Source organism: Verrucomicrobiota bacterium (assembly GCA_016871495.1).
In the GTDB taxonomy this organism is placed as follows: domain Bacteria; phylum Verrucomicrobiota; class Verrucomicrobiia; order Limisphaerales; family VHDF01; genus VHDF01.
The window spans coordinates 20,812-27,543 of the sequence record VHDF01000069.1 but is presented as its reverse complement, the minus strand read 5'-3'; the positions used below and the strand labels follow the sequence as shown (position 1 = coordinate 27,543).

The following is a 6,732-nucleotide window of genomic DNA, read 5'->3' as shown; positions in this document are numbered from 1 at the left end:
CTTGCAGTGGCACGAGGGCTTCGCCTGGTTTTCCAAGCCGGAGTTTGCATTCCCCCAGACCTGCGTGACCCCGCCATTCGCCGGGTTCGCCCCGCGTCAGTTCCGCGAAAGCAGCCTCGGCTTCGGCTGCTGAACCCCGTGCCAGCAGGGCAAATCCGAGCCGGTAAAATCCAGGCATGAACTGCGGGTGTTCCGTTGTGCACCGCCGGAACAGGTCGATGGCGTTCTCGAGTTCATTGATTTCCTGGGCCGCCACCCCCCAATACATCAAAGCCAGGGGTTGGTCAGGCTTGAGCACGACCGAGTTGGAGAAGGCGAAGGCAGCCTCGTGCCAGAGCCCGTTGACCGCGGCGATCAATCCGATGCGGGAATGATCCTCAGCCCTCCGGGATCGCGAACCCATTCGATCCAGTTCGGAGCTCAAATAGGCTGAAAGTTGCGGCTCGAGTTGGTCGAGCCTCGGGGGGCGCGGCAATTCGAGGGCGGGATTCCGAGCCACGAGCCACACCAAGGCCAGACCCAAGCTCACTGCTCCAAGGCCGAGGAACAGCTTGAGTTTCCGGCTTTTCACAGGTTGCGATGCGTTCGTTGTGGTCACGGAAACATCAGATGAGACTCAGGCCGAACTCTCCGACAAAGCGCGCTCGACGGGAAGAAAGGAGTTCTGCGGACCCGCCCTCCTTTCTCGAAGCGATGATGCACCCATTTCTTGGATTCCAAAAAGAAAAGATGGCTCACGCTCGCGCGTGAACCATCTTGACAAAAACGATGTGGTCTTAATGCCGCCGGCGAAACTACTGAGCACGGTTGGCACCGCTCACCTTGGACGAGGTGCGCAACTGAATCCATTCGACGTCCGGGTTATTCGGCGAGGCTTGCCCGATGCGCCCGATTTTCGGCTTGGTCCGGGGATCCAGCCATTTCTTGTGCTCACCATGCCCATCGGCAAAGGAGAATGCAGCAGCGCCGTTGTGATAGCTGGAAGGCCAATCGACCCACCGGCTGCCCGCGGGACGGGCGGGATCAAAGTTGTCCATATCAACGGCAAACCATCCGTCATTGATGCTGTCTTCACGTTCTTCCACGAAAACCCAGCATTGGGAGGGGGAAGGCACCTTGATATCGGAATATTTCTTGAATTGATGGTAACCGCCGGAGAACGGGCCGCCGCGATCACCGAGGTAAGCGTTCATCGACACCGAGCGAACACGGGGGGCTCCACGCCCGTTGTTGTCTTTGCTCTTGTCGGCGGGGCACTTGTAAATTCCCACACTCTGGCTGTAGCGGCCGAGCTGGGAATTCAGAAGATAAAGGGTGTTGGTGTTGGCGCCCGAAGGGGAGCCTCTGCCGGAATCGAGCCAGCCCACGCACCAAGTGCGGTTGGAATTGGCGGCAGTTTGAGCCTCGCCGCCATCGAGATTGCCGCAAAGCCGGTCGCTGTTGTCATCGGCATAGAGCACATAAGCCAAGCCGAGCTGCTTGTTGTTGTTCAAACAAATGACGCCTTGGGCCTTCGATTTGGCTTTGGCCAGCGAGGGCAAAAGCATGCCCGCAAGAATCGCAATAATGGCGATCACCACCAGCAATTCGATCAAAGTGAAGGCAGAACGCCGCTTTCCCTCGCGCCAACGCGCCAGGAATTCGGAGGGTTGTTGTCTCATAGTTCGGTTGAGTTGGTTTTATCAGTCTCTCTCCCATTCGGCTCGATGAGGACAAGCCTGAAACAGACCGTGCCAGAATCCTCTGCGTGCGAGTTTCGAATAGGAAACGTATTTGGGCTAAGTTCGGCAACTATTCACCATCACGTTGTCCGTTTGCAATCTTGAAAAATGTGTTTCCAACGGCACAGCGCTTCAACCCACAACGAGGCCATGCCCGATGAGGCTTGATCCCATCCTCCACAGGATTCCCCAAAGCCTCGGGACTCCATATCACCGGGCATCCATTTCAACTTCCCGACTCACTTGATGCTGAAGTTGGTTGGGAGGTTCAATCCTCCACCGGCACAACCAGATGCTCCATGATAAACCCTCGCCGTTCCGGGGTGTTCTTCCCCATGTAAAAGTCGAAGATCGGAGAGGCTTCCCCCTTGTGGGCATATTCCACCCGGCTTAGCCGCATGTTCTTGCCGATGAATTGCTTGAACTCCGAGGGAGAAATCTCACCCAAACCTTTGAAGCGGGTGATCTCCGCCGATTTCCCCAGCCCCGCAGCCGCCCGGTCCCGCTCGCGCTCGTCGTAACAATAGAGGGTCTGTTCCTTGTTGCGCACCCGAAAGAGCGGCGTTTCCAGCACGAAAAGATGCCCGTCGTGAATCAATTGTTCGAAAAACTTGAAGAAGTAGGTAATGAGCAAGTTTCGAATGTGCAACCCGTCCACGTCGGCGTCGGTCGCGAGAATGACCTTGTCGTAGCGCAAACCCTCCAGGTTGTCCTCAATGTCGAGACTGCGCATCAAGTTGTACATCTCGTCATTCCGGTAAACGATATCCCGCTTCAAGTCCCAGACATTGAGCGGCTTGCCCTTCAGCACGAAGATGGCCTGCGTGTTGACGTCCCGGCAACTGACGATCGAACCCGCGGCGGATTGACCCTCGGTCAGGAAAACCATGGTGCCGCGGCCCTTGTCCCGCTTGCGGTCGAAATGGATCTTGCAGTCCTTGAGCTGCGGAATGCGGAGAGCAATCGCCTTCGAACGTTCCCGCGCCAGTTTTTTGACCTCCTGCAACTCCTTGCGCAACTGCCGGGTGTCCTCGACCTTGGCGATGATCTTCTCGGCGATCAGCTTGTTGCGGTGGAAGAAATGAAGCAGTTCCTCGCGAACCTGATTCACAAGATCCGACCGAATCTCCGTGTTGCCCAGCTTGTTCTTGGTCTGCGATTCGAAAACCGGATCCTTGAGGCGGATGGCGACCGCACCCACCATGGCCTCCCGCACGTCATCACCCTCGTAGCCGCCTTTGGAGAACTCGTTGACCGCTTTCAACAATCCTTCGCGAAACGCGCTCAGATGTGTGCCGCCGTCGGAAGTGTATTGGCCGTTGACGAAGGAAAAAAAGGTCTCGCCGTAACGGCTGTTGCTGTGGGTGAAGCAAAACTCGAGCGTCTTGCTCGCGTAGTGCAGCGGGGCGTAAATCGGCTCGCTGTGATCGGCTTCCAGGTCTTCCAACACCAAATCCAGCAGTCCGTTCTTGGACTGAATCGTCTTGCCGTTGAACGCCAGCCGTAATCCGCTGTTGAGATAGCTGTAGTAGCGGAGGCGCTTCTCGATCAAGTCGGGCTTGAACTCCACTTTTTTGAAAATCTCAGGGTCGGGTGAAAACCGGACGAACGTGCCGTTCTCTTCGGTCGTCTTGCCCTCTTTTTTCCCCTTGATGCGGCCCTGCTTGAAGGCGGCCTCCACCATCTGGCCATCCCGATGGCTGCGCACCAGGAAATCGCGCGACAACGCGTTCACCGCCTTCGTGCCCACGCCGTTCAAACCGACGCTGAACTGAAAAACTTCGTCGTTGTACTTGGCGCCCGTGTTGATCTGGCTGACGCAATCCACCACTTTTCCGAGCGGTATGCCCCGCCCGAAATCCCGCACGCTCACTTCCTCGTCCGCCACGCTGATCTGGATCTCCCGCCCGTGGCCCATGATGAACTCGTCGATCGCGTTGTCGATGACCTCCTTGAGTAGGATGTAAATGCCGTCGTCGTAGTGGGTGCCGTCCCCCAGCCGCCCGATGTACATGCCCGTGCGCAAACGGATGTGCTCCAGGGAGGAGAGGGTTTTGATTTTGCTCTCGTCGTAAACCTGCTTCTTGGGTTCTGCCATAACGGATTCGCTTCGTGCCGCGGAGTTATTGGGGATTGGCCTCGGTGTTGCCAAACTAAAAGCGCAGCCGGATTTCTTCTTGCCCCGGTCGGTCGATCCCGCATCATCGGCGGTCAACCTCATCCCCGATAATTTATGGGCCGAATTTACAACAACATTGTGGAGACGGTGGGTCGAACCCCGCTGGTTCGCCTGAACAAAGTGACCGCCGGACTCCAAGCCACCATTCTTCTGAAGTGCGAATTCTTCAATCCGCTGGGCAGCGTCAAGGACCGCATCGGGATGGCGATGATCGAAGAAGCGGAGAAATACGGCATCTTGAAGAAGGACACGGTCATCATCGAGCCGACGTCGGGCAACACCGGCATCGCGCTGGCTTTCGTCGCGGCGGCCAAAGGCTACCGATTGATCCTGACGATGCCCGAAACCATGTCGCTGGAGCGGCGGACACTCCTGGCCATGCTGGGCGCCAAACTCGTCCTGACCCCGGGAACGGAAGGCATGAAGGGGGCCATCGCGAGAGCGGAGCAGTTGGCCAAGGAAACCCCCAATTCCTGGATCCCGCAACAGTTCGAAAATGAGGCCAACCCGGAAATTCATCGCAAGACCACTGCGGTCGAGCTTTGGGAGGACACAGACGGGAAGTTGGACATCTTGGTGGCGGCGGTCGGAACAGGCGGGACGATTACGGGCTGCTGCGAAGTGATCCAACCCAAGAAACCGAGCTTCCAAGCCATCGCGGTGGAGCCGAAGGATTCGCCGGTGATCACCCAAACGCTGACGAATCAGCCGATCAAACCAGGCGCCCACAAGATCCAGGGCACCGGGGCGGGATTCGTGCCCAAGAATCTCCACCTGAAGGACAGCTCAGGCCAGCCGCAGATCGTCGAATGCATTACGGTGTCCAACGACGATGCCTTTGCCATGGCCCGGCGCCTGGCCAAAGAAGAGGGTCTCTTGGTGGGCATCTCTTCGGGCGCGAACGTTTGGGCGGCGATCGAAGTCGCCAAACGCCCCGAGAACAAGGGCAAGCTGATCGTCACCGTGGCGTGCTCCACCGGCGAACGTTACCTCAGCACCCCGCTCGCCGCCGAAGCCCGCGCCGAAGTGGGAGGATAACTTGCCGGGGGGGTCGCTGTTTCCGGTGCCACACGACCTGGCATGGACGCTCGACCCAATCATGTTCCCGTTGGAACTTGCCTGCGGAGCGAGTGGCCCTGGGTCGCAGGCACCGAGGTGGCAGGCCTACGGCCCGTTGTTCGATAGGATTGTCGGTTTCCAAAACAGCCGCGATGGGCAGCGGCAACGCGGCTCACTCCTCAGTCAATGGTTTGAGCCGGCAGATGACCTCCGCGTGCTTCTGATTCCGACCCGGCACGTTCAAGACGTTGCAAAAGACGCACGTGTCAATCAGGCAATGGGTCATGGCTTCGCCGAGGTTTTTCTCCATCCTCAATCCACCACAGCGTTGCCTGGACCGTTTGCTCCGGCTTCTTGGCTGACTTTACGAAGCGACTCACAATCCCCCGCGTGACCAATCGGTCAAGCGGGGCGTGCGCGATCAGTTTCGGAAGGTGATCCCATCCAAACTCGAGCAGGGCTTTTCCGCCCGGATCTTTGTGCGGATCGATGCGGAGCTATTGCCGTTTCCAGCAAAGAAACTCCGCCGGGCCGGGGTGAGAAATAGTGAGTAACTTCAGCGTCAAGTTCGTCGGGAGGGTAAATCTTGGTTCCGAAAAAAATTTCCGTTTCGCGCAACCTGGGTGCCGAAACTCTGTAGAACGGGGTGAAGACGCTAAAAAAACAGCCACTCGATATGATCACTCCATCCGAAACCCTAACGCACCCAGCTGAGCACTGCCGCGATCTCACTTCAACCTTCGCGAGGATTCCACGCGGCCCAAGCCGGTGCCAGAAGCCCGCACGGGCCAGATCCGAGCCGTCCCGTCCGCCTGGAACTGCCAAGCCCGAAGTGTTGGTGCGCGGCGAAGGATTGCGGCTGGAGGATGCCGTGGAAGTGGGGCTCGGGCGGAAGCAAGTGCGGCTCGATTCCAGTCCGGAAGCCGTTCGTCGATTGGAAGATTCGGTTCGATTCGTGCGACGCGCGGTGACAACCGGCCAGGCCCTCTACGGAGTGACCACCGGTGTAGGAGGCATGGCGGACCAGTCCGTGTCGGCGTCCATGGCCTCCGAGTTTCAAAACCGGCTGCTCTGGTGCTTGCGGGCTGGGGCTGGGGGACCGCTGCCGCGCAGGGATGTCCGCACGGCGATGCTGCTTCGGGCGAATTCGTTGATGCGAGGCCACTCTGGAATCCGCAAGGAATGGATCGATCGGTATGCCCTTTTTCTGAACCGGGGCGTGACTCCGATTGTCCGCCAATGGGGCTCGATCGGCGCCAGCGGAGATCTGGTGCCTTTGGCCCACATCGCGATGGCAGTCACAGGCCAGGACGAGAGCATGAAGGTCGATTATGACGGCACCGAGGTGACCGTCGGGGAAGCGCTCCGGCGGCTCGGATTGAAGCCCGCGCGCCTGGGACCGAAGGAAGGGCTCGCTTTGGTCAATGGCACTTCGGTGCTGACGGCAATCGCCGCCCATTGCCTGCACGACGCTCAGGAATTGTTCGACATCTCCCTGCTCATCCACGCGCTTTTCGTTCAGGGCCTGAGGGGTTCGGATCAGTCCTTCGCCCGTTTCGTCCATGCTCAAAAGGCTCATCCGGGCCAGGGGAGCGTCGCCGCCCGTATGTTGACTTTGCTGGATGGAAGCCACCTCTGGCGGGAAGAAACCAAGGAGCAGCAGCTTCACCGGACGGGTGAACTCATCCAAGACCGATATTCCCTTCGATGCCTGCCCCAATTCCTCGGCCCGGTGGCCGAGTTGCTTTCCAAACTGGAACGGGAATAGGAAAT

The 6,732-nt window shown here is 58.5% G+C and carries 5 protein-coding genes; 2 read left to right on the top strand and 3 right to left on the bottom strand.

What is annotated here, in order from left to right:
- From FJ404_14275 to FJ404_14265, 3 genes are all read right to left on the bottom strand, one after another.
- On the bottom strand, positions 1-571 hold a 571-nt coding region (locus FJ404_14275; GenBank protein ID MBM3824028.1), incomplete at its 3' end, for a hypothetical protein.
- A 223-nt stretch (positions 572-794) separates the two neighbouring features.
- Positions 795-1,661 carry a type II secretion system protein gene (locus tag FJ404_14270; GenBank protein ID MBM3824027.1) on the bottom strand — a complete coding sequence of 289 codons (867 nt, stop codon included), beginning with the start codon at positions 1,659-1,661 and terminating at the stop codon, positions 795-797.
- Between the two features lie 328 nt (positions 1,662-1,989).
- On the bottom strand, positions 1,990-3,819 hold the full coding sequence (locus tag FJ404_14265) for a type IIA DNA topoisomerase subunit B (GenBank protein MBM3824026.1): 1,830 nt from the start codon (positions 3,817-3,819) through the stop codon (positions 1,990-1,992).
- 135 nt (positions 3,820-3,954) lie between these two features.
- Between FJ404_14265 and cysK the strand changes: the two genes are divergently transcribed.
- Entirely contained in the window at positions 3,955-4,938 is a 984-nt protein-coding gene (gene cysK, locus FJ404_14260; GenBank protein MBM3824025.1) for a cysteine synthase A, read from the top strand.
- Between the two features lie 697 nt (positions 4,939-5,635).
- The gene (locus tag FJ404_14255; GenBank protein MBM3824024.1) at positions 5,636-6,727 is read left to right on the top strand and encodes an aromatic amino acid lyase; all 1,092 of its coding nucleotides are present in this window, start codon (positions 5,636-5,638) and stop codon (positions 6,725-6,727) included.
- The last annotated feature ends 5 nt before the right edge of the window (positions 6,728-6,732 follow it).